The organism is Saccharicrinis sp. GN24d3 (assembly GCF_052400645.1).
In the GTDB taxonomy this organism is placed as follows: Bacteria; Bacteroidota; Bacteroidia; order Bacteroidales; family Marinilabiliaceae; genus Saccharicrinis.
In genome coordinates, this window is record NZ_JBQTGI010000006.1 from 89302 (window position 1) to 111144 (window position 21843).

Sequence of the window (21843 nt, forward strand, 5' to 3'; positions counted from 1 at the left end):
ATTGTAACCTACAATATCCGTTACCAATTATGAAGATTATACTTTCTCTGTTATTCATTGCATTTATTGTTTCATGCGGAACCATTCGCACTCCGTATTATGGCCTTGAGAGTTTGAACTGGCAATCACAGGTTACATCCCCAACTACCAAACCTGTACATACCTTGTTTTTAGTTGGAGATGCGGGTCAGCTCGACAACAATAACTTAGGGAAAAATTATGTACTGGAAGCAGTTGGTCAGGATCTGTCTGCAACCACAACCCCGAGCACCCTGGTTTTTTTGGGCGATAATTTATATCCCTGGGGACTTCCCACTAAAAATAATGCAGACAGGGCTTATATGGAGAAAACGATAAATGCATCGTTAGAACTGGCTAGGTTCTGTAACGGAAATACGTTTTTTATACCGGGTAACCACGATTGGAAAAAGGGCAAAAAGAAAGGGCTGAAAGCTGTTAAGCGGCAAGAAGATTATATCGAGGAATACTTTGAGGATGATTTTGAGAAGAAGGTGAAGATGTATCCCGGCAATGGTTGTGGCGACCCTATGGTAGTTAAAATTCACAAAGATTTGGTATTCGTTTTTATTGATAGCCAGTGGTGGCTCCAGAATTGGGATGAAGAGAAGAAAATAAACAAAGGATGCGATATTAAAACAAGAGCTGACCTGCTGCAACGAATTGAAGAAATTTTCATGGATCATAAAAACGACGAAATTGTGATGTTGATGCATCATCCGATAAAAAGTGACGGGGAACACGGAGGTCGTTTTTCCTGGAAGCATCACTTATTCCCGTTACACAAAGTAAAGAACCTATGGGTACCTCTGCCAGTACTTGGTTCCGTGGCGCCAATATATCGTCGTACAACAGGTGATATTCAGGATTTAGCAAACAAAAAATATCAGGAATTAACACGGGGCATTAACGATATGGCATTGGAACTGGGTGTTGATGTGATATTTGCCGCAGGCCATGAACACTCCTTGCAATATTTCGAGGATCAGGATTTAAGGTATATTGTAAGTGGATCGGGAAGCAAATTAAATTATACTGCGAGGGGTGGAGATGCCGAATATGCGAGGGAAGCCAGGGGATATGCTAAAATTAATTTTTTCGAAAACAACGAATCATGGGTAGAATTCTATACAGTAGCTGGATTTGAAGCCGAACCAAAACTGGAATTTAAAAAGCAGCTACGCGAACCCAAGGCCGGTTCCGTAAACATTGCCAAAACTTACCCGTCAGTATCGCTAAGCGATACGGTTGCCGCGGCCAACCCACATTTTGCTGCAGGCAAAGGAAAGCAGTTCTGGTTAGGAAAACAATACCGAAGCACTTGGACAACACCTGTGCGCCTTCCTTTTATCAATTTAGAAACCAAGCTGGGGGGGCTTACCCCTATTAAAAAAGGTGGCGGAATGTCGTCCAATTCCTTACGCATGGAAGCCAATGACGGAAAACAGTATATCCTTCGTTCCATTAAAAAGGATTACACCAAGTTAGTAGACGAAAAGATTAGCACCCTCAAGGCAATGGACATCATGAAAGATATAAACAGTGCCAGCCATCCGTACGGTGCATTGATGTTACCTACCTTATCCAAAGCAGCCGGGATTTACTATACCAGACCCGAACTGGTTTATTTGAAACATCAAAAAGCATTGGGGAATTACAACTCGTTGTTCCCCGAAGAGGCATATTTATTGGAACAACGACCTAACGGCGATTGGAGCGATGCCAAACAGTTTGGCAATAGCAAGGAGATTATTGGCTATACCGATTTGCTGATGAACCTTCGCGAGAAAAAAAGCCATTTTGTGGATCAGGAATGGGTGCTCAAATCGCGTATGTTTGACCTTTGGGTACACGATTGGGACAGACACGACGACCAGTGGCGCTGGGCATCATTCGAAGAAGAGGATAGCACATTGTACCGACCCATTCCCCGGGACAGGGATCAGGCTTTTTATAAGTTCGAAGGCGCAATACCATGGTATGTTTCAACTTTTCTTGTCAAGAAATTTAAAACCATGAAAGGAAACGTGCGCGATGTGAAAAATCAATCTTTCAATGCGCGTTATTTCGACCGTTATTTCCTAAATCAATTGGAATGGAGCGATTGGGAAGTCATAATTAAACAATTACAACAAGACATGACCGACGAAGTGATCACATCTTCTTTAATAGCCTTGCCAAAAGAGGTTCAGGAAATGAACAAGGAACTGGTCCCGCTTTTAAAGGAGCGCCGTGCCAATATGCTTGAAATGGGAAGGAAACTATATGAATTCATTTCAAAGGAGGTAGAGGTTTCGGGCACCGATGAAGATGATGCGTTTTACGTGCGTAAAAACGAAGATGGTTCGGTTAAAGTTACCTACTTCATATCCCGAAAAAAGAAAGATGACATAAAAAAGTTTGAAAGAACTTTTTATCCTGATGAAACCAAGGAAATACGTTTATATGGTTTAAGGGGCAAGGATGACTTTATAATAACCGGGAGCGATAATCAGAAAATAAAAATCAGGATTATTGGTGGAGAAGATGATGATAAGGTTATAAATGAATCTCCGGCCAACAGGATTTTCGTGTATGATAATCACAAGGGAATCAAAATGAAAGGTGATGGATTTGCAGATAAAACCTCCGAAGATTTAGAGGTGAACGAATACGAACGTAAAGGTTTCGTGTATAACACCCACCTACCTTTGCTTACAGCGGGGTACACCAAAGACGATGGTATGTGGGTGGGCGGTACTTTTACATGGACACAGCACGGTTGGCGAAAAGAGCCTTTCAAATCTAAACACACTGCCTATTTTTCGGTGGCACCGGGCAGTCAGGACGCATTTACCATTGGTTATAACGCTCATTTCACAAACGTGATAGGCCGATTGGATTTTGTACCTGCCATTAATATCGATTATCCATTAATTGAAAACTTTTTTGGCTATGGCAACGAGTCTGTCAATCCCGATAGTCTTAAACAATACAACTGGGTTCGCAAACGTTCTACTAAAATTTCCCCTTTGTTTGGATGGCACAGTAAAAACGAGCGTCAAAGTTTTGTGTTCGGGCCTGTTTATGAAACAGTGCGTCTGGAGAACTCAGTAGGTCGTGTGGCCCGAGATCGGCAAATAGGTTTTACCGATGAAGAATTGAAAAGAAAACATTTTGGCGGGGGAACCCTTCGTTATCGTATTAGCGCACTGGATAGGGAAAATAATCCCTCCAATGGTTTTAAATTCAACATAGGACTGTCATATCTGAACGAAATATCGGGGTATAACGACCTTTGGGAATTTGATTCAGAAGCCAGTTTTTACCTTACCGTGTCCAACAGACCCAAAATTGTTTTAGCCAACAGCTCGGGGTATCAGTTTGTTGAAGGTGATCCACAGTTTTACCATTATCCAAGTCTTGGTAACATCACTCACCTGCGAGGTTTTAGAAAGGACAGGTTCAGAGGCGAATCTTTGTTTTATAACAACTCCGATGTACGCTTTAAACTCGCGAATTGGAACAATAGTTATGTTCCCATGCATATTGGAATGTTAGGGGGTTACGATATAGGTAGAGTTTGGTTAGATGGTGAAGATTCCGATAAATGGCACAATAGCCAGACCATTGGCATGTACATGGATATTTTAGAAATGTTCATACTCCAACCCTACTACTCCTTTACCATGGAAGGTAATTTTTTAAGTGTAGCCATGAAGTTTAGCTTCTAAGGCTTGAGACCCATCATTATCGTATGCCAAAATGTTTTAATTGTTATTTAGTAAAAATAATCCAAACGAGGTTGTATCATATAATGCATCTCTTTATAAATATGTACGAAACCTAATAATCCCTAAAAAAGTTATAATTAACGAACAATTTCTTTAATGGCGAGTTTGTGTGGTATATTATTAAAACAGACTCAGGGATGTCCTGTCGTCTATTGTCTTTAAAAAATGGAAAAAAGTTTTAATTTACCAGCAAACGGTAAAAAAAGAGTGGTGATCATTGGAGCTGGATTTGCGGGCTTAAAACTTGCCCGTAACCTGGCAGGGTCACAATATCAGGTGGTGATGATTGATAAAAGAAATTTTCATCAGTTTCAACCGTTATTTTACCAGGTGGCCACCTCTGGTCTGGAACCCAGCAACATATCTTTCCCCATACGGAAAATATTTCAGAAACATACCAATCTACATTTCCGAAATACCGAACTGTTGGAGGTAAAGCCTCACGAAAAAACAATCGTTACGCAAGCTGGCGAACTAAGCTACGATAAACTGGTGATTGCTACAGGAGTGGACACGAATTACTTCGGCAATAAAAATATCGAAGAATATGGTATCTCCATGAAATCAACGGCTCAGGCCATCAATCTTCGAAACCGTATTTTAGAAAGCTTTGAAGCTGCCATTTTAACGGAAGACAGAAAAGAACAGGCCAAGCAATTATCGGTGGTGATTGTAGGAGGAGGACCAACCGGAGTGGAGCTTTCCGGGGCTATCGCCGAATTGAAAAGTTATGTACTGCCAAAAGATTATCCCGAGCTTGATTTTAGTCGGATGAAAATACGGCTTTACGAGGCTGCTCCCCGGCTGTTAAATGGAATGAGTGAAAAAGCCGGTAAGGATGCATTCAAGTTTCTCACTCAATTAGGTGTCGAGGTACATCTGAACACTAAAATTTTGGATTATGATGGTGATGAAATGATTTTAGAGGACGGCACCTCTTATAAAGTTCAAAACTTGGTATGGACGGCCGGGGTTGGCGGGAAACGCATCAACGGGATCCCGGAAGAGCATTACGTGCGGGGAAATCGTTTGGCAGTGGATAGAACCAATCAGATTAAAGGGCTTACTGACGTTTATGCCTTAGGTGATATTGCCTCCATGCAAACTGAAAAATATGCGAACGGTCACCCGCAAGTAGCCCAAGTTGCTATACAGCAAGCACGATTACTTTCCAGAAACTTAGTAAAAGATACAACGGAACAATTTGAATACAGCGATAAAGGTTCGATGGCAACTATTGGCAGAAACATGGCGGTGGTGGATCTTCCTTCGTTTACATTTTCGGGTGTAATAGCCTGGTTTATGTGGCTCGTGGTTCACCTGATGGCCATTGTTGGCGTAAAAAACCGTTTGTTCATCTTTATCAATTGGGCCCAGAGTTATTTTTCCCGTGATCAATCGTTAAGGGTGTTGATCAGACCTTTTAAAAAGAAATAAAGATAAAAAAAGGAACAGGTAGCAAGCCCCTATAGGAAGCACTCTTCTACCTGTTCCGTTAAATTTTAATTTCTCAGCTTCTCTAATTCAGTGTGAATCTTATCCCAGCGATCGGTTTCCATTTTAGGGCCAACAACCTCGATCACATTACCCGAGAGCAGTGCCCCAATGGCACCACACTTATCAAGTGGTAACAGGTTTATTAATCCATACAAGAATCCAGCGGCATATAAATCACCAGCCCCGGTTGTGTCAATACTGTTGGCAGGAATAATACCTACCTCAAATATGGATTCAAAATGTTTAATCAACGAACCTTTCTTGCCCAATTTCAAAACAGCGATATTGCAATGCTTCGCCATCTCTTCCAATGCTTCTTTGTGCTTTTTGCTGGTAAAAGCTTTGGCCTCCTCTTCGTTGGCAAAAAGAATATCCACATATTTGGCCACCATATCCTTTAAAAAGGCCAGGTTGTCTTCTACCACGTTGAAGCTGGCCAGGTCAAGCGAAACGATTAAGTTGGCCTCTTTGGCACATTTGAGCGCTTTTTCAATTAAAGGTTGGTTGTATACCAGGTACCCTTCAATATGAAAGTGAGTATAACCGTGAAACAGTTCATCAATGATGTCTTCGGCCGAAAGTTCTACCGCAGCGCCCAAATAGGTCGCAAATGTTCTTTCCGAATCGGGACTGATAAGCGCAACCGCTTTTCCTGAAGCATGGTCGCTTTCCAATAGCTTGGGTTCAATATTGTTTTCACTCATATCTTTCTTAAAGAAAGCCCCCAAATCATCCTTACCAACCTTACCAAAAAAACCGGTGGATACACCCAGGCAAGATAACCCGTGAATGGTATTGGCCGCAGACCCGCCCGAAGCTTGTTCTTTGGCATAATTGGCTATTTCCTGTAATACCCTAGATGAAGTTTCAGCATCCACTAACTGCATACTTCCCTTCGGAAAATTTAGCTTCTTCAGCAATTCATCGTTTTCCATCCTCGCCAAAATATCAACAAGTGCATTTCCCATTCCAAGAACCCTACTCATAATCAGCTATTTATCGTTTTATTGTTGTTTTTTTATTATTTTTTTCACAAAGATATTGCATACTTTCAATAATCCTATTACTTTTGCTCCGCATTTGACAAAAACGCTTCTCAAAAGGTTGATGGCTTCAGATGTAGAGTTGTTCGTAAAAGAGCATTAATTATTGAATTGGAATATATAAAATACTCCTCCTTAGCTCAGTTGGTTAGAGCATCTGACTGTTAATCAGAGGGTCTCAGGTTCAAGTCCTGAAGGGGGAGCTAAAAGCCATCCGATCTGTTTCGGGTGGCTTTTTTTGTGCCCTAAAATTAGATTGTAAATAAAATAATCTGTTTATAATTAGAAAATCCATATGTTTAACCAAACATCGTTAGGTGGCTGTAATATAACCTATACGATTTTTTGTAAAATCATTATATTATGGTGTTATGAATAATTTGTTTTTGGGCGATAAGATCAAGTTTGAATATAAGTTAGCTATCATCTATTTATTGTTGGGGTTCGGCTGGATTTTGTATTCTGACCGTTTGGTTTCCAGCTTTACGGATGATCCATTATTGATGACAGAAATTCAGCATTACAAAGGTTGGTTTTATGTTCTGGCAACAGCTATTCTATTGTTTTTATTGACCAAAAAACATTTGACTAGAATAAGAAGGGCGGAAGCATTGGCAAAGCAAAATGACAGACTCAAGACTGCATTTGTTCAAAATATATCCCATGAACTCCGTACCCCAATGAATTCAATTATCGGTTTTTCGGAATTGGCACAATTTGAGTCAACGGAAAATGAGATGGTCAATTCTTATCTGGACGTTATTTTAGATAGTTCCAAACAGCTCTTAATTGTGATCAATGATGTGTTGGATACCTCCCTGTTAGAAACCGGGGTGATGAAGGTTAATTTAACTAAAATTAGGTTGCGCGGGTTTTTAGATAGTTTTTTCTACACATTTGCCCCTTTAATGAATCCTAAGGTGACCATGATTGCATCGATGGATACAATAGATGATGACTTTTATTTTGTTTGTGACGAGGATAAATTGCGCAGGGTGGTTAGCAATTTGTTAAGTAACGCCATTAAATTCACCCACTCCGGCAGTATTGAGTTGGGTTGTTCGAAAAGCGTTGATGAACTCCAGTTTTATGTAAAGGATACAGGAGTGGGTTTGGAGGCCAATTTGCACGAATCTGTTTTTGAGCGATTTAGCCAGGCCGAATCTACGATTAAAAACTGCATTGGAGGTACAGGTCTGGGACTATCCATATGCAAAGAAATGATAGGTTTGTTTAATGGAAAGATATGGGTGGAGTCGGAATTGAATAAAGGTTCTAATTTTAAGTTTACCGTTCCTCTTGTAAATACTGACAAATAGCAATATTTAGGTTTCTTTGCTTATTTTAAATCATACCTGTTTTTTTAAATTTTTCAAACCCCGGTAATTTATTGGTGCCCATTTTCCCAATCGAACTTCCTAAAATAAACGATTGCAGCCAATACGCAGCCAAGGCTCGCGTAAACAGAGATTTTCATTACCCCAATCATTCCCGTTGAATCGAGTAAAAAACCAATGGCAAGGTTTCCAATCGTTTGCCCTATGCCAATATATGTCCCCCAGATGATGGATTGGGCTGTGGCATGTTGTCCTTCTGGCATTAGTTTTTCAATAATCCTGACCGCAGCAACCAGAAAAAAAGCAAAAGAAACACCCTGCAACAAACCAATTGCCAGGGCCAATTGTACATTGGGCAAATAGCCTAAAACAAAATACCTGACAACAATGGAAGACATTGCTAAGATCATGATAGATTTTATACCGAATTTCTTTAATAGTTTGTTGCCAAGCAAAAACAAGGGGATTTCGCTAATGGCCATAATTGCATACGCCAATCCTACAACGGTGTTAGAGGCTTTGAGCTCCGTAAAATATAAGTTCAGATAATAAAACATGGGGGAACACACAATCCCGTAGAAAGTCAAAATAATTATAAAAAAAAGCAAAGGTTTGTTGTCAATCACATCCTTAAGGCCCACCAGTTTAAAATTGGCTTTATAGGTACGTACTTTTTTGCGGGTAGATAGAAATGGTATGTTGATTAAATAAAGAATTGCGGCAATAAAAAAGGTGTATTTTAACGATACCGATGTAAACAAATATCCACCGGCAATAGCTGCAAGCGCCCAGCCTAACGATCCCCATAACCTGAAACTGCCGTACGAATGTTTTTTTTCAATCGCGGCATATTGCATAGCCATTGCATCTGTTAACGCGCCTAATGGGTGATAAAAAAAAGTAAGAACAGGAAGAAAGAAAACCAAAATCCAGAAACCGTTCATATAAGCTAATGAACACATCAATATTGAAGTGGCTACCATGCCCACGCGCAATGTTGGGCGAATTCCTTTTTTATCTGCGTATCGGCCCCACAAAACTACAGCGACAAAAATAGTTGCCTGAATAATTGAATTGAGTGTGCCAATTTCGGCACCTGTTAAACCTATTTCAGCCAAATATATATTGTAAAAAACTTTCCAGAGTGCATTGGCCATGTATAGCATAATGTATATGCTAATAATTTTAAAGGCGTTTATCATGGTGGTTTGTATTATGATACTCAATATAACTCACTGTACAATAATATATTCTGCACAGTAGTTAAATTTCTTATGTGAATCGTAAAAATAAAACTATTCGCTGCATTCGCAATGCAAAAAGCCGCACCTGAAACAGATGCGGCTCGCTGCTAACTCGAAAAACAGCAAATCAATAAATAACTTCTTACGTTATTATTTATTGCTTCGCTAAACGCTTACGTTCGTGTTCTTCAAGATATATTTTACGGATACGGATCGCTTCCGGTGTTACTTCCACATACTCGTCTCCTTGTATATACTCTAATGCTTCCTCTAGCGAGAATATGATCGGAGGTGCCAATCTAACCTTGTCATCGGTACTTTGGGTACGCATGTTGGTTAGTTTTTTGGTTTTGGTGATGTTGATGGTCAGGTCCCCATCGCGATTGTTTTCGCCAATTACCTGACCCTTATATATTTTTTCCTGTGGGGAAACAAAGAATTTCCCTCTGTCCTGAAGCTTGTCCAACGCGTAAGGAATCGCTGCTCCATCTTCCATGGAAATTAAAGAACCATTTAAGCGCTTATTAATTTCGCCTTTGTACGGCTGAAACTCAACAAAGCGATGTGCCATAATGGCCTCTCCTGCGGTTGCTGTTAACATGGCGTTACGTAATCCGATGATTCCTCTTGAAGGAATGTGGAATTCAATAACCACGCGGTCGCCCTTGCGTTCCATGCTCAACATATCACCTTTACGTTGGCTCACCATTTCAATTGCTTTACCCGAATGCACATCTGGTAAATCGATAGTTAATTCCTCAACTGGCTCGTGTTTGATTGCCCCAATATCTTTAATGATTACACGGGGCTGACCAACCTGAAGCTCATAGCCCTCACGACGCATGGTTTCAATCAATACAGACAAGTGAAGAACGCCACGGCCATATACATTCCAGGCATCCGCCGAATTGGTATCTTCAACTCTAAGCGCCAGGTTTTTCTCCAGTTCAGCGTCTAGTCTGTCTTTAATATGTCGAGATGTCACGAATTTACCATCTTGTCCAAAGAAAGGTGAATTGTTAATGGTAAACAACATGCTCATGGTTGGTTCGTCAATCGAAATAGGATCTAAGGCTTCCGGGTTTTCGATGTCGGCTACAGTATCCCCAATGTCAAAACTTTCTAATCCAATCAACGCACAAAGTTCACCACATTTAACTTCATCAACTTTTGTGCGACCTAATCCGTCAAAAACGTTGATTTCTTTAATTTTGGTTTTGGTGATAGAACCATCTCTACTTACCAATGAAACCTGCTGGTTGGTTTTTAACTCACCTCGCTGAACACGACCAATGGCAATTCGTCCGGTGTAAGGAGAGTGATCCAGCGATGTAATTAACATCTGTGGCGTTCCTTTGTTATATTCTGGTGCAGGAATATTTTCTAATACAGCCTCAAAAACAGCAGATATATCATTTGTTTGAACCTTCCAGTCGGTGCTCATCCATCCATTTTTTGCTGAACCATAAACGGTAACAAAATCCAGTTGGTCTTCGGTAGCGTCCAGGTTAAACATTAGGTCGAATACTGCTTCGTGCACTTCTTCGGGTCGACAGTTAGGCTTATCAACTTTATTAATAACGACAATAGGTTTTAAACCTAAACCAAGAGCCTTCTGCAATACAAAGCGGGTCTGTGGCATTGGCCCTTCAAAGGCATCTACCAAAAGCAGAACTCCGTCAGCCATATTTAATACACGCTCTACCTCTCCACCAAAATCGGAGTGACCCGGGGTATCGATTATGTTAATCTTCGTGTTCTTGTACATGACCGAAACGTTCTTTGAAAGAATGGTGATGCCCCGCTCTCTCTCCAAATCGTTGCTGTCCATGATTAACTCGCCAACTTCCTGATGATCTTTAAACAGCTTACCAGCCATTATCATCTTGTCTACCAAGGTAGTTTTACCGTGGTCAACGTGTGCTATAATTGCAATATTTCTTATATCCTGCATAACATCGTAAAAAATGAGGGTGCAAAGGTAAGGTTTATTTCTGGTTTTATAGGATACGAATATTAAAAGAGAAATATAAACAGGTGTATTTAAGGGTTTTTAACCAAATGGTTTTAAATTGAAGAATAATTTACTCATTAAGAATGGTAAAATAAAATGTTGAGCCTTTGTTGACTTCTGACTCGACCCACATCGTACCTCCCATTACTTCGATAATGCCTTTAGAAATTGGCAGCCCCAGTCCTGTGCCATCCTTAACCTGGTTTAACCCTTCAATCTTTACAAAACGATCGAAGATGGCTAATTGGGCATCTGGAGTAATTCCAACTCCGGTATCTTTAACAAAACACCGGGTCATACCTTGCTCGTCATTGCTGAACCCAACCGATATTTCTCCTTTCTCGGTAAACTTGAGGGCATTATTTATCAGGTTAATAAACACCTGCTTTAATCGATGGGCATCGGTGATCACGAATGTATCACTGCCGTTGAGTTTTTTAAATGAAACATTAACGTCTGAAGATGTTGTGTTGGGGTGTCTGTATATATTCTTTAATTCGTCGAGCACTACATTTAGGTTGCACGATTGTAGTGTATATTTTAATTGGTTAGATTCAATCATCGAAAAATCCATAATATTTTCAATAATATTGAGAAGATAACTGCCACTTTGATTAATAGTCATCATATACTTATTTCTCTCGTCCTCGTCACTATACATCCCGTTTAAAACCAGTTCCGAAAATCCCATAATAGAATTGAGAGGTGTTCGGACTTCATGGCTCATGTTAGCGAGGAAATTTGTTTTTAATGAATCCGCTTGCTCCGCTTTCTGTTTGGCTTTTTGTAATTGGGATACCTTATTAGTTAATTGTTGCTGCAGGTTTCTTTGTCCATCAATAGTACTTTCTAAGCCTTTTAACAAGATGGCCAGCGGAATAGCGGTCATAGCACCTACGGCAATGATATTGATGGAGACCGCAATCCATTCGATAGGGGTGTACTGCGTAACCCTTAGGTTACCAAATACATCCAGATAGATACCTAATGCAATAAGCAATACGGTTATTAATGTGGCCACTAGACTTATAATTGCTCCCCTCAGACCAAGAAGCAAAGAGGACAGCACAATGGAGCCAATCACAAAGTTAAAGCCTGCCCCATCTTTACCCACCAGTATTGTTAAAGCTATTCCGATAAAAAATATTAGGCCAACAATAAAATATATGCGCTTAATTAACGAAATACCTTTGGTAAATATAGAATAAATAATGGCGCCATAAACCAATGTATCTACAACAGCAACCGGATATATTTCTTGACTGAACGCCATATACATCCCAAAACCGTAAGGAAAAATCCCAAAAATGATAATAACAAGTAAGATGCTCTTAAAGATTCTCTCTCTCCAATAGTCTAATCCATCGGCAGAACTATATTGTCCCACCGAAACATATGACTTAATTCTCTCTATCATGTTGGAGGTTACGCAACAAGAACCATTTTGTTATCCCTAAAATCATTTTTGTATTTTTTTAGATTTTAAATACAATTCGTTTGAATATTCAATCATTTAACCAATAATTACCATTGCATTTACCTTTATACTACATCACAGATCATAACATATTTTTTTCTACAGATCAACTTTTTGCCTTAAAACCTAACAAAACACTCAAATTCTCTGTAATTTAAAATATTCACAATTAAGTTCGGAACAGGCTACATGCTCATGTGTTCAATGAATTGTTTCTTGCCTGTGGCCATAGGTGACCACGCCATTTCATTTGTTTTTTTTACTTGATTTAGCTTTAGGGTTAAAATCCAGACATTGCTGAACCCAGTATTCCAGGTCGCTGTCCATATCTACGCCATCGGGTTCAACATACACATAGCCCTTCATCGGTCTCTTGGTAAAATCCATTTCCTTGCATCCTTCTTTTGCAAGAGCTTCTTTGTAATTGTCGGGACCAATTCGTGCCATCAGATTATTTTTGATAACGCCCACGCACATTTTATCATCAACCATAATGCACAATCCACCCATCATTTTTTTCTCTTCAAAAGAGATACCCCTGGTATTTAACACACCACGGATACGGTCCGCCAAAAATTCATCATACGCCATATTGTTATATTTTTAATAAACCAGGTTTGGCTTGCAACTTTATACATTAATTACCTTGTCCGCCATTTTTTGAAGGTTAATAATATCGAGCATAGTTGCTTCCACGCCAACTTCCCTTTTATCCAGCAAATTAAAATAACTCAGACAAGTTTTACAGGCCACCAACTTTACACCTTTCCCTTCGATAATTTTTAATATTTCCAACACGGTGGATCCCTCGCAAATGAGCTTTACACCTCCGTTGTAAAAGGTAATAAATTGAGGTAAGTTATTTTCTTCGTTAATTAGTTTTAAATAAATGGCCACTAGGGAAACAGCGAGTTCCTCACTGCCGCTACCCATACCATTTTGTGTGAATTGTATTAAGGTGTTTTTCATCTGTTTATTTCTTTTTGTTACCAAATATTGCAAACTGCTTTGTTAATATAATATATAAATTTTAATTGAACGTAATTTCAAACAATTTACTCCGGTGTTCGATCCGCAAAACATCCTACTCCTGAAGGGTGATCCAAAAATAAACTTCTGTTTTTTTATTACGGACAAGATGAATGATTATAAAATCGCCAGTAGCTTCCATGGTAAAAAAAACACCAAAAAATAACAATCCTGAGTGGTCTATTGCCATAGCAACATAGCACGGAATAATGCCTAAAAGCAATGCGGGCTTATTAGCTCCTACGATATAATGCTTTACTTTAGGGGGTTCTTACAATAACAATAAGGCATAATCATTTTCCACCTTAACCCAAACTTTATCGACCTAAAACCTTTGTTAGCATAGAGGGTCCATGTTATTTTATGAATAGGTTCGTGCGCCTCTACACCCACTAGCACTATTGCAATAAAGGCAATTAGCTCCAGAAAAAAACACATCCGGCCAGGTTATCCGAAAATTCTTGGATGCTGCAAATATGCCCTAAATTTGATAATAAGGAAATGCAAAGACCACAAGGATGGGAACAAGCATAATAAACCCGAAAATATTGGCTCGTGCAATATCAATGGTTCGTTTTTCTTTGGTTTGACTGGCTTCCTGATTCTATGTTTTAGTCCAAATCAAGGTTTAAATTATAGCAGCAATGTAATTGGCTTAACTTGCTATTTTATTGCCCATCACATCCGATTCACAATTAATTTGACAGTGTTGTAATTATGGGTACAAATACCCCAACCATAACAGCAATAGTCATCTGCACATAATAGTTGGTTACAAATAGTCCGCTCAATATTAAAAGCGGATCTTCCGAGTTTGATTCTATGCTACCTTTGTTTGAAGAACTAAAGTACCTGACATCCGTTCCCTCCGAATCAAAAATACTCCATTTCGAATTCCATATATTATCGTATTTCCAAAACACGGTTTTATGGTTTAATGATATGGTGGCTTTTGTCATCCAATTGTTATAGCTTATTTGTCCTATAATTCTTCCGTTCGAAGCATCAATAATATCAGTATGTTGTTTAAAGAAACCTTTTGTTTTAAACACATATTTCTTACCATCCATTTCTCCATAAGCAGATTGCGAAAAGCTTTTATCTCTTAATTCCCCAATTAGGGTTCCATTGGAGTAAATGCTGTAATTGCTGGAGAACAATCCTTTTTTCCATGTTAGGTTAGTTTGCATAATAACGTTAATTTATTTTTCAGATTATTACCAATCGTCTTTGCTGTCACATATTTTAAAGCTCAACCTCCTTAGAAAAATTGACATACAGCATTTTTCATACTAAGTATTACCAATCCGATCCACCTCCATCACAAAAATCAGCATCGTATATGTTCGAATTTACATACTTGCCATTTTTATTTAACCCGGATTATGTACTGGAGGTTCGTCATGAGCATTGCAAGTACAATAAAACAAGGCATTACTGAAACGAGGCATCACTTGTCCCGATTACTTTCGGGAGCATCGTTCTGGTGAGTTGAAGTGATGCAACGAAGTGTCTTGTTTTAAAGTAATTTTAATGTGTTATAGAATTTCTAATGCATATTGCGGGTTTAACGGGTTGTCATCTCCTTGTTTAAAATCAGGAAATCTTTTTAAAATAGTTTTTTTTAATCACATCTCCTTTGGGTTGAGTAGGTTATGGAGGTTATCCATGGCTCCATTTTTCCGCTATGGGGTATATGCATATAGAAATATCATTGAACTTCTTTCCAGGTTTTTCTTATAAAATCTAAATCCCCTTTTATTCGTTTTAATACTTCCTTTTTACTTATGGTTGGCTTTTCTCCATGCTCTGCACCTCCTAAATCATATTCAACATGGATAGACATTGGAACGTTAATTTGGTATTGTTTTAGCATGGTGAAATATTTTCTGAAATCAACCATTCCTTCACCAATGGGTGTAAAAACCGGAGCCCACTTACCATCTTTTTTACCCCAAATAAAATCTTTCACTACCAAAGTATTAATAAACGGACGTATTAGTTTAAATCCAATTTCCCAATTCTTGCCCCCTTCAACAATGGCGTGCATAATGTCGTACTGACTCCCAATATATTTAGGTGATTGCAGTTCAAATACTTGATACAAATCCCAAATAGCGGCCCCAAAAAAATGGCCTGAATGATTATGGTATGTTGCACTTATATTATTTTTTTTATTTAACTGTTCAAGTTCCTTCAGTTTATTTTTTGCATAATCAAGGCTTTCAAATATAGTCTGCTCCTTACCGTATCTAAACCAATCTGAACGGTAATATTGGTAACCTAAACGACTCGCAGTTTCCACAATATTTTTATGAATGGGATTATTGGCATCGCTTACATGGGTTGAAAGCATTTGCGGCTTAAGTTCGAAAGATTTCATGACCTCTGTAGCTTTGGGAAGGTCTTCCTTTACCCTTTCCGGCAAAACATGTCCATTTGGCCTTACCGTAATATCTATTCCATCAAAACCCATTTCTTTGGCAGCCTCACTCATGTTTTTATAATCGAGAAACTGAAGGTGTTTTGAAAAAATATGTACACTAAGATCGTTATTCCCTGAGTTATTATTGAATCCCAAATTGGCAGCAACGGTATTGGACCCCAGTAATGCAGCTGTTCCTGCTATAGTTGTTTGTTTAATAAACTTTCTTCTTGACTGCATTATTGTATGATTTTATTTTGGATTGCGGTATGCTGTTTATCTTTTTGCGAAATGCTTATTCGCCTTCTATTGCTTTTAGCCCCTCAATATTTTGTTTTAATATTTTCTCTACATCCACTCCTTTTACGTGCCCTAGTATTCCCCATGGTCCTTTAAATCCGGCTTCTTTTAATATTTGTATCATTTCTTTCTCATAATTACCTTTACCAATGGCAAGGATTTTATGGCCATCTTTTTCCATACCATTTAAGTTAACAGCCGATAAATATGGTTTTATAGCTTTAATTAGTATGTGAAATTCATCCATAGAATTATGTCCATGGTGAAAATTATAAACCATGCTTAGCTCATATTGAGGTAAATTTTTAATGATTTCTAGTTGGTTAAATGGGTTACCAAACCATCCAGTGTGATTATAAAGCGCTACTTTACAATCTATTCCTTCTGCTTTTTCTGCAATAAACCGAATAACATCAGTGGCTCTTTCGAGCGATTTTTCCTGATCAAGATCCTTAAAAAAATTTTCACTCAGGCTAACCCATATGGTGGTTTTGAGCTTTGCTTGCTTAATAATATCAAAAAACCTTTCGTTCGCAAGACTTAGTTTGCCCAGGCTATCTCTTTTTGCGTTAAGCCAAAGCCAAACGGAAATAATTTCAATATCGTTTTCGGTTGCTAAATTAAGCTCCGTTAAAGTATTATCGAGGTGTTTATCACGCCAATCGTATGCATATTTCTCAAAACCCAGCTGTTTTAACATGTTGATACGTTCTGAAGGAGACCGCTCCAATGAATCATATGCAACAATGCACCAGGGATATAAATCCTGACTTTCTATTTTATTCTTTGGGGCACTTGAGCAAGAATAAATAAAGACCAATAGAATAAGGATTGCTAATGTATTGTTGGAGATTGCTTTCATTTTAATCCTAGATCGTTTTTTCACTATTGAAAAATACAAAAAAGCAGGTGGATAAAAAAAGGTCCAATGCTATTATTTAGCATTGGACCTTTTTATGAATGATGCAATATCGTATTATTCGTCTTCAAGTTTCCAGGTTCGTACCCAATCTACTTTCATGGTATTGATGTTGTTATCACTTAAATCACTTTTAATCGCTAGTCCGCCTATCCAGTTGGCATCGTAGGTCCATAAGTCAAATATAATTTCAAGCTCCCTTGTAAATTCCCGATGTTCGTATGTTGTGCCCGACCTATCGTGACCAACCACAACGCTGCCTGCCGGTTCGCCATCCAAATAAAACTGAATGTTTTTAGAATCCTTCCACCAAACACCGAAGGTATGGTATGCCTCGTTCCATTTTACCCCTTTGCCCGGATTGGCATCGGATAAGTTGGTACTTAAGAAATTATCCTCATCCCTTATCTCTCCAGGTGTCTCATCCGAGTTGGCATGAAAATACTGGGAGTTCATTCTTGTGGGAAACTCTGGCTGGCACCCACAAGAAGGTTTGGGGTTGTTTTCGATAATATCAATCTCATCTCTGTTTTCGGAGTTACCATTATTTAACCAATAGGTATTAAAAGCCGAGATATATGCCGCTTTAATGCTGGCTTCGGTGTACATAGGGTAACTGGTTTCTGCTTTTGAATGAATCCTGGCTGTTTGAAACCACCTGCCTTCGGGATTGCTTTCGTTTAGGGTAGCCCTGATCCAAAGGTTTCCGTCTGCTACTCCTGAATTGTTATCCGATTTTGACATAAAAACAGGTACGCCATAATTCCATGTGGACTTAAACCATTTGTTACCGTCCCATGTATCAAACTCATCCGACATGCTCTCCAACTTAACCCATCTTTTACCTTCGGGAGTTGTATCGTCAATGGATACAAAAGATGGTAAGTTGGGGTCTATATTTTCGAAATCCTCGGCAGTAGGTACATCCTCAACCTCGTTTACCGTAACATTTACTGTGGCCATATCATCATCGCCATCTTTATCGGTAATGGTGTAAGTAAAGCTGTCAGAACCATAGAAATCCGTACTGGGAACATATTCAAACACGCCGTCCTTGATTTCGCTTACCGTACCGTTGCCGGGATTGGCCAATAGGCTGTAATCGTCTCCGTCACCACCATCATCACCTATTTTATCGTTTGCCGAAACGTTTATCTGGTTGGCGGTTCCCGCACTACTGTTCTCGTCAACAGTAAGGTTATCATCCACCCCCGTAGGATTATCATTTGCGGGAGTAGCTTCTTTTTCCGATTCTGAGTTGCTGCCGCAACTTATTAAGCACAGAAATAGTGAAATGAATAATATTAGGGCAGTCTGGTGTTTCAAAAAGCTTCTTTTAGTTAACATTCTTACGGTTTTTAATCTAATAATTGAATAAACAATGTTATAGATACTTTATTGAACCGCATGAAGTAGTAACTAATCAAAACCTGAACATGAGCAATAAATCTTGTTTTGGTTTAGTTATAGCTTTGCATTGTATATCCTTTCGTGCAAACTTCTCAACCTGCTGTATTGTTGTTTTAATAATTCAACCTTCTTTTCAAATTCGTCATATTTATATTTATGGATAGCCAATTCCTTTAACAACTTTAAATTTTTAACGGCTTCGTCGTAAGATTTAGGCTTTTTTTGTTTGATAAAATTGTCGATGTCATCCCAAAGCCTATGTTCATTGCTTTCAATATTTTTAAGTTTGGCGAGTTTCTTTTCTTCCTTAATTCTTTTTTCTTTGGCTTTGCGCTCTTCCCTTATTGATAATATTCTTTCAACGATTTCTGAGATTGTTCTACGTGGAATCCTTTTATTATCATTGTTGAGGTTACTTTTGGCAAAGTGGCGCTTAAACTTTTCCGACAGCAAAGGCTCGTTGGTTATAAGCCGTATTAGCCATTCATTTTTTTCTTTTTCCGTTAGTTTTTCTACCATGTTAGAATAGTCAATATTGGTAGAGGACTTTAAAGGTGCACTAACTGTTGATGCTGCTGATATAATATCTTGATCAATTTGAAAAACATCGATAAACTCTTTCAGAGAAGCATTAAGTTCGTTCAGACCAGCCGGAACATCAGCTTCTTTGCTTTCTTCATCAACGTTTCCGTATTCATAAATAACATCATCAACGCTATCTTTTAACCAAACCAGGTAAAGGCTCCTATAATCGCCAGCAATAATATCTTCCCTCAGCGAAATAAGCGATGTTAACATTCCTTCTCCTTCAACCCAACCATCTCTACCATCTTCATCTTCACTCCAAATATCTATCAAAACAAAGTTGTCATATTCGTAAACCTCTAATCCTTCGGTACAATACTGCTTAATCTTTTTTTTGTCAACGAATTCGTTAGGGATTTTAAATATCAACCTTTGGCTACCCCAATTGGAAACGTAAAACATGGCATCAAAATATTTCTCCACCACTTTGCGTTCATCCTTAGGGAAGTCGGAATAGCTATATGTAAACACTGCGCCTGTGTTTGTGGCCACCGTTCTGCTCGACCAACTCGAAACGACTTCTTTTTGTTTAGGGGTAAGAGCTTTGTCTACTGATTTAAATTCGTAAAATTGGTATTCGCTCATATTATATTTTCAATTGTTTCAAAGGTTTCCAATGCTCTTGTTATTAACTGTTCATGATTCAACATGGTATTGAAGTTAGTGTACATTGTATGACCATCAGATATAATCGTTCCCGATAATTTGCCATTATTCCCGGCTAACAAGTCTGCTAACTTTTCTGAATAATAAAGAGACCTATATAGCCTTTCGTCTTTGCATTTTATGCTCAAAACATGTTGGTGCAGAAATGCAGTCTTTAACCAGGAGTTTTTTTCTATTTTAAACTTGGGCAATTTCGAATCTACTATTAATTTGATTTCCCACAAATAAATATCAGTATTATGGATGTGCTTTAACATACTTGGTTTTTGCCAGGTATTTCTACGGTACTCACCGATTAGATGAATGTGACCTGTTTTTGAAGGATAATTTAGTTTGTATACCTTAATCGGAACATTCATTTTACCATTAAACATAGGTGATTCTTCCATTGAGAATGGAACACCTTTTTCTTCAGATATTTTTTCGATTATTTGTTGCATTGGGATGGTTTGTACTGGAATGATATAAGCTTAATCTATTGATATTGGTTCATCCTTCGCTGAGGCATAAGTTCATTCGTTTTTGTTTGAATATTATACAGTATATAAGGACACTTACTGTAACGGAGATCGCATTCCTGTCAAATCCTAATGGATTTTGAACGGATTACAATCTTTTATGTTTAGCTTCTTACATCAATTACTTATACAAAATATTTTGTCCAGTATTTACCTGTAGAATTTCTTCTCTCAATCTTTTTGCTGTACTTGGAGGGTAAAAAGGAACAATTTTATTATCAATAAACTGATTGGCTTGTTAAAGTTGACCATTTAGAGCGAAAAATAATCTTTTGGCACACAAAAAGCTTAATCTATAGTATAAATCATGATTTTTAAATTTAGCTTCAAGTGTTTTGAGTGTTGAAGCTAAACTAAAAACATCGAAGAACTTTCTAGATATATCCAACTTAATAAGTAAAGGGTAGATATTGGACGGAAAGAACTGAATTGCCTCATTGACAGTCCCTAAAGCAATATTCCTATCTTCTAAAATGAATGTTTCAAATTGAGCTTTAGAAGTATAGTACATTTCAGCTGCTTTTTCATGAGAACTTTCTTTTAGTTGTTGTAATAGCCTCTGGATGATTTGGTCAGCATTTTCTATATCTTCTTTTTTTCGGTAAACGCACCTTAAGTAACTCTGAATATGATATGGATTGTTTTTATCATTCTCATAATTTTCTTTTGCCAATGAATATGCTGCTTCAAAATCCTCTGTACTTACGTAAACTTGCACCAATTCTCGTTTGGCTTTATAATAATTTGGATATTTATCTCTTAAATCAAGTAGTCGTTCCAGTGCTTTATCATACTTTTTATTCAGTCGATAATAAAAACCAATAATAAAGTTGTGATCGGGACCTTTTATTTCTTGAACTTCTTTTAATAATCTAGGATTTCTTTTTCTACAAAGAGCTAAACACAACCATTTTTTAATTTCAATTTCAATTTTATTATCCAAATGTGAATAACTATTTAATGCTCTATCTGCTAATTCAATAACTTGTTCATAATTTTTACGATTATCATATAACTCTCTCATTGCAAGAAGGAAATGAGATGGTATCAAAAAGGATTCAGGAATTTCAATTTCATTAACAAATGCTTCTTGTATTGTAATATTGAATTCAGATAAGTCGTCCTCAATATCTGTATAGTTTTGTAATCCTTCTTCTGTTATCTTTCTAAGTCTAGAATATAATTTTTCAGGTAGCTTTATACCTGATCTTCTTATATAATCACGTATACCATCATTAAGTTTTATATACTCACCACTAGCACCGAAATGATCAATTATTAGGCTACAAGAAAAATCGTGCAAAAGATTTTTTTCCTTATCAGGTAGTCCAGAATATATTTTATCTAAAAAATTAACGCTCAAATATTCATAATCAGAAAGTAGTTTTAATAGCGATAAGGCTTCTTCGTTACCCTCAAACTTTTGTATTACCTTAGCTATAATTTCTGAATTATAATCAACAAGTTCATTTACTCTTTCTAAGAGTAATTTTGTATTTTCATTTTTTATGTAATCTACTGCAAACTTTATTTGTGCAGGAAAACCTGTAAACAAATCAGAGATTTTTTTCTTATCATCAAACACAAC

The 21843-nt window shown here is 37.9% G+C and carries 16 protein-coding genes, 1 tRNA gene and 1 pseudogene; 4 read left to right on the top strand and 14 right to left on the bottom strand.

Annotated features, from left to right (window positions below):
• Positions 1–29: 29 nt before the first annotated feature.
• Entirely contained in the window at positions 30–3731 is a 3702-nt protein-coding gene (locus ACT29I_RS08925) for a metallophosphoesterase (RefSeq protein ID WP_444793234.1), read from the top strand.
• A 225-nt stretch (positions 3732–3956) separates the two neighbouring features.
• A complete protein-coding gene (locus ACT29I_RS08930) occupies positions 3957–5228 on the top strand; it encodes an NAD(P)/FAD-dependent oxidoreductase (protein ID WP_444793235.1) in 1272 nt (423 codons plus the stop codon).
• Between the two features lie 65 nt (positions 5229–5293).
• Here ACT29I_RS08930 and ACT29I_RS08935 read toward each other — a convergent pair whose 3' ends face one another.
• Positions 5294–6274, bottom strand: a complete 981-nt coding sequence (locus tag ACT29I_RS08935) for an adenosine kinase (RefSeq protein ID WP_444793236.1) — start codon at positions 6272–6274, stop codon at positions 5294–5296.
• A 186-nt stretch (positions 6275–6460) separates the two neighbouring features.
• On the opposite strand from ACT29I_RS08935, the gene ACT29I_RS08940 reads away from it, so the two are divergent.
• Together ACT29I_RS08940 and ACT29I_RS08945 are read left to right on the top strand one after the other, a co-directional pair.
• Positions 6461–6534: transfer RNA gene (locus ACT29I_RS08940), tRNA-Asn, on the top strand.
• A 168-nt stretch (positions 6535–6702) separates the two neighbouring features.
• A complete protein-coding gene (locus ACT29I_RS08945; protein ID WP_430933560.1) occupies positions 6703–7650 on the top strand; it encodes a sensor histidine kinase in 948 nt (315 codons plus the stop codon).
• Positions 7651–7718: 68 nt separating this feature from the next.
• On the opposite strand, the gene ACT29I_RS08950 is transcribed toward ACT29I_RS08945, so the two are convergent.
• The 13 genes and pseudogenes from ACT29I_RS08950 to ACT29I_RS09010 all read right to left on the bottom strand — a co-directional run bounded on the left by ACT29I_RS08950 (position 7719) and on the right by ACT29I_RS09010 (position 21840).
• The gene (locus ACT29I_RS08950) at positions 7719–8870 is read right to left on the bottom strand and encodes an MFS transporter (RefSeq protein ID WP_430933561.1); all 1152 of its coding nucleotides are present in this window, start codon (positions 8868–8870) and stop codon (positions 7719–7721) included.
• Positions 8871–9066: 196 nt separating this feature from the next.
• Positions 9067–10866, bottom strand: a complete 1800-nt coding sequence (gene typA, locus ACT29I_RS08955; RefSeq protein WP_430933562.1) for a translational GTPase TypA — start codon at positions 10864–10866, stop codon at positions 9067–9069.
• A 130-nt stretch (positions 10867–10996) separates the two neighbouring features.
• On the bottom strand, positions 10997–12343 hold the full coding sequence (locus tag ACT29I_RS08960; protein ID WP_430933563.1) for a sensor histidine kinase: 1347 nt from the start codon (positions 12341–12343) through the stop codon (positions 10997–10999).
• Between the two features lie 306 nt (positions 12344–12649).
• Positions 12650–12994 (bottom strand): TfoX/Sxy family protein, encoded by a 345-nt coding sequence (locus ACT29I_RS08965; RefSeq protein ID WP_430933565.1) that lies wholly within the window; start codon positions 12992–12994, stop codon positions 12650–12652.
• Positions 12995–13033: 39 nt separating this feature from the next.
• Entirely contained in the window at positions 13034–13372 is a 339-nt protein-coding gene (locus tag ACT29I_RS08970) for a DsrE family protein (protein WP_430933566.1), read from the bottom strand.
• A 115-nt stretch (positions 13373–13487) separates the two neighbouring features.
• Positions 13488–13682 (bottom strand): annotated as a pseudogene (locus ACT29I_RS08975) (hypothetical protein); the annotation flags it as partial.
• A 445-nt stretch (positions 13683–14127) separates the two neighbouring features.
• Complete coding sequence (locus ACT29I_RS08980) at positions 14128–14622, bottom strand: hypothetical protein (RefSeq protein WP_430933567.1); 495 nt, start codon at positions 14620–14622, stop codon at positions 14128–14130.
• A 521-nt stretch (positions 14623–15143) separates the two neighbouring features.
• Positions 15144–16097, bottom strand: a complete 954-nt coding sequence (locus ACT29I_RS08985; protein ID WP_430933568.1) for a sugar phosphate isomerase/epimerase family protein — start codon at positions 16095–16097, stop codon at positions 15144–15146.
• A 55-nt stretch (positions 16098–16152) separates the two neighbouring features.
• Complete coding sequence (locus ACT29I_RS08990; RefSeq protein WP_430933569.1) at positions 16153–17019, bottom strand: sugar phosphate isomerase/epimerase family protein; 867 nt, start codon at positions 17017–17019, stop codon at positions 16153–16155.
• A 114-nt stretch (positions 17020–17133) separates the two neighbouring features.
• Positions 17134–18423 (bottom strand): Ig-like domain-containing protein, encoded by a 1290-nt coding sequence (locus ACT29I_RS08995; protein WP_430933570.1) that lies wholly within the window; start codon positions 18421–18423, stop codon positions 17134–17136.
• 117 nt (positions 18424–18540) lie between these two features.
• Complete coding sequence (locus ACT29I_RS09000) at positions 18541–19656, bottom strand: hypothetical protein (protein ID WP_430933571.1); 1116 nt, start codon at positions 19654–19656, stop codon at positions 18541–18543.
• Positions 19653–20177, bottom strand: coding sequence for a hypothetical protein (locus ACT29I_RS09005; RefSeq protein ID WP_430933572.1), 525 nt, complete (start codon positions 20175–20177; stop codon positions 19653–19655). The genes ACT29I_RS09000 and ACT29I_RS09005 overlap by 4 nt, the downstream gene beginning before the upstream one ends.
• 316 nt (positions 20178–20493) lie before the next feature.
• On the bottom strand, positions 20494–21840 hold the full coding sequence (locus tag ACT29I_RS09010) for a tetratricopeptide repeat protein (RefSeq protein ID WP_444793237.1): 1347 nt from the start codon (positions 21838–21840) through the stop codon (positions 20494–20496).
• Positions 21841–21843: the final 3 nt, after the last annotated feature.

Bases quoted from the DNA above. Each gene is read 5' to 3' on its own strand.
- ACT29I_RS08925 (WP_444793234.1), top strand. From the start codon at position 30: ATGAAGATTATACTTTCTCTGTTATTCATTGCATTTATTGTTTCATGC.
- ACT29I_RS08930 (WP_444793235.1), top strand. From the start codon at position 3,957: ATGGAAAAAAGTTTTAATTTACCAGCAAACGGTAAAAAAAGAGTGGTG.
- ACT29I_RS08935 (WP_444793236.1), bottom strand. From the start codon at position 6,274: ATGAGTAGGGTTCTTGGAATGGGAAATGCACTTGTTGATATTTTGGCG.
- ACT29I_RS08945 (WP_430933560.1), top strand. From the start codon at position 6,703: ATGAATAATTTGTTTTTGGGCGATAAGATCAAGTTTGAATATAAGTTA.
- ACT29I_RS08950 (WP_430933561.1), bottom strand. From the start codon at position 8,870: ATGATAAACGCCTTTAAAATTATTAGCATATACATTATGCTATACATG.
- typA (WP_430933562.1), bottom strand. From the start codon at position 10,866: ATGCAGGATATAAGAAATATTGCAATTATAGCACACGTTGACCACGGT.
- ACT29I_RS08960 (WP_430933563.1), bottom strand. From the start codon at position 12,343: ATGATAGAGAGAATTAAGTCATATGTTTCGGTGGGACAATATAGTTCT.
- ACT29I_RS08965 (WP_430933565.1), bottom strand. From the start codon at position 12,994: ATGGCGTATGATGAATTTTTGGCGGACCGTATCCGTGGTGTGTTAAAT.
- ACT29I_RS08970 (WP_430933566.1), bottom strand. From the start codon at position 13,372: ATGAAAAACACCTTAATACAATTCACACAAAATGGTATGGGTAGCGGC.
- ACT29I_RS08980 (WP_430933567.1), bottom strand. From the start codon at position 14,622: ATGCAAACTAACCTAACATGGAAAAAAGGATTGTTCTCCAGCAATTAC.
- ACT29I_RS08985 (WP_430933568.1), bottom strand. From the start codon at position 16,097: ATGCAGTCAAGAAGAAAGTTTATTAAACAAACAACTATAGCAGGAACA.
- ACT29I_RS08990 (WP_430933569.1), bottom strand. From the start codon at position 17,019: ATGAAAGCAATCTCCAACAATACATTAGCAATCCTTATTCTATTGGTC.
- ACT29I_RS08995 (WP_430933570.1), bottom strand. From the start codon at position 18,423: ATGTTAACTAAAAGAAGCTTTTTGAAACACCAGACTGCCCTAATATTA.
- ACT29I_RS09000 (WP_430933571.1), bottom strand. From the start codon at position 19,656: ATGAGCGAATACCAATTTTACGAATTTAAATCAGTAGACAAAGCTCTT.
- ACT29I_RS09005 (WP_430933572.1), bottom strand. From the start codon at position 20,177: ATGCAACAAATAATCGAAAAAATATCTGAAGAAAAAGGTGTTCCATTC.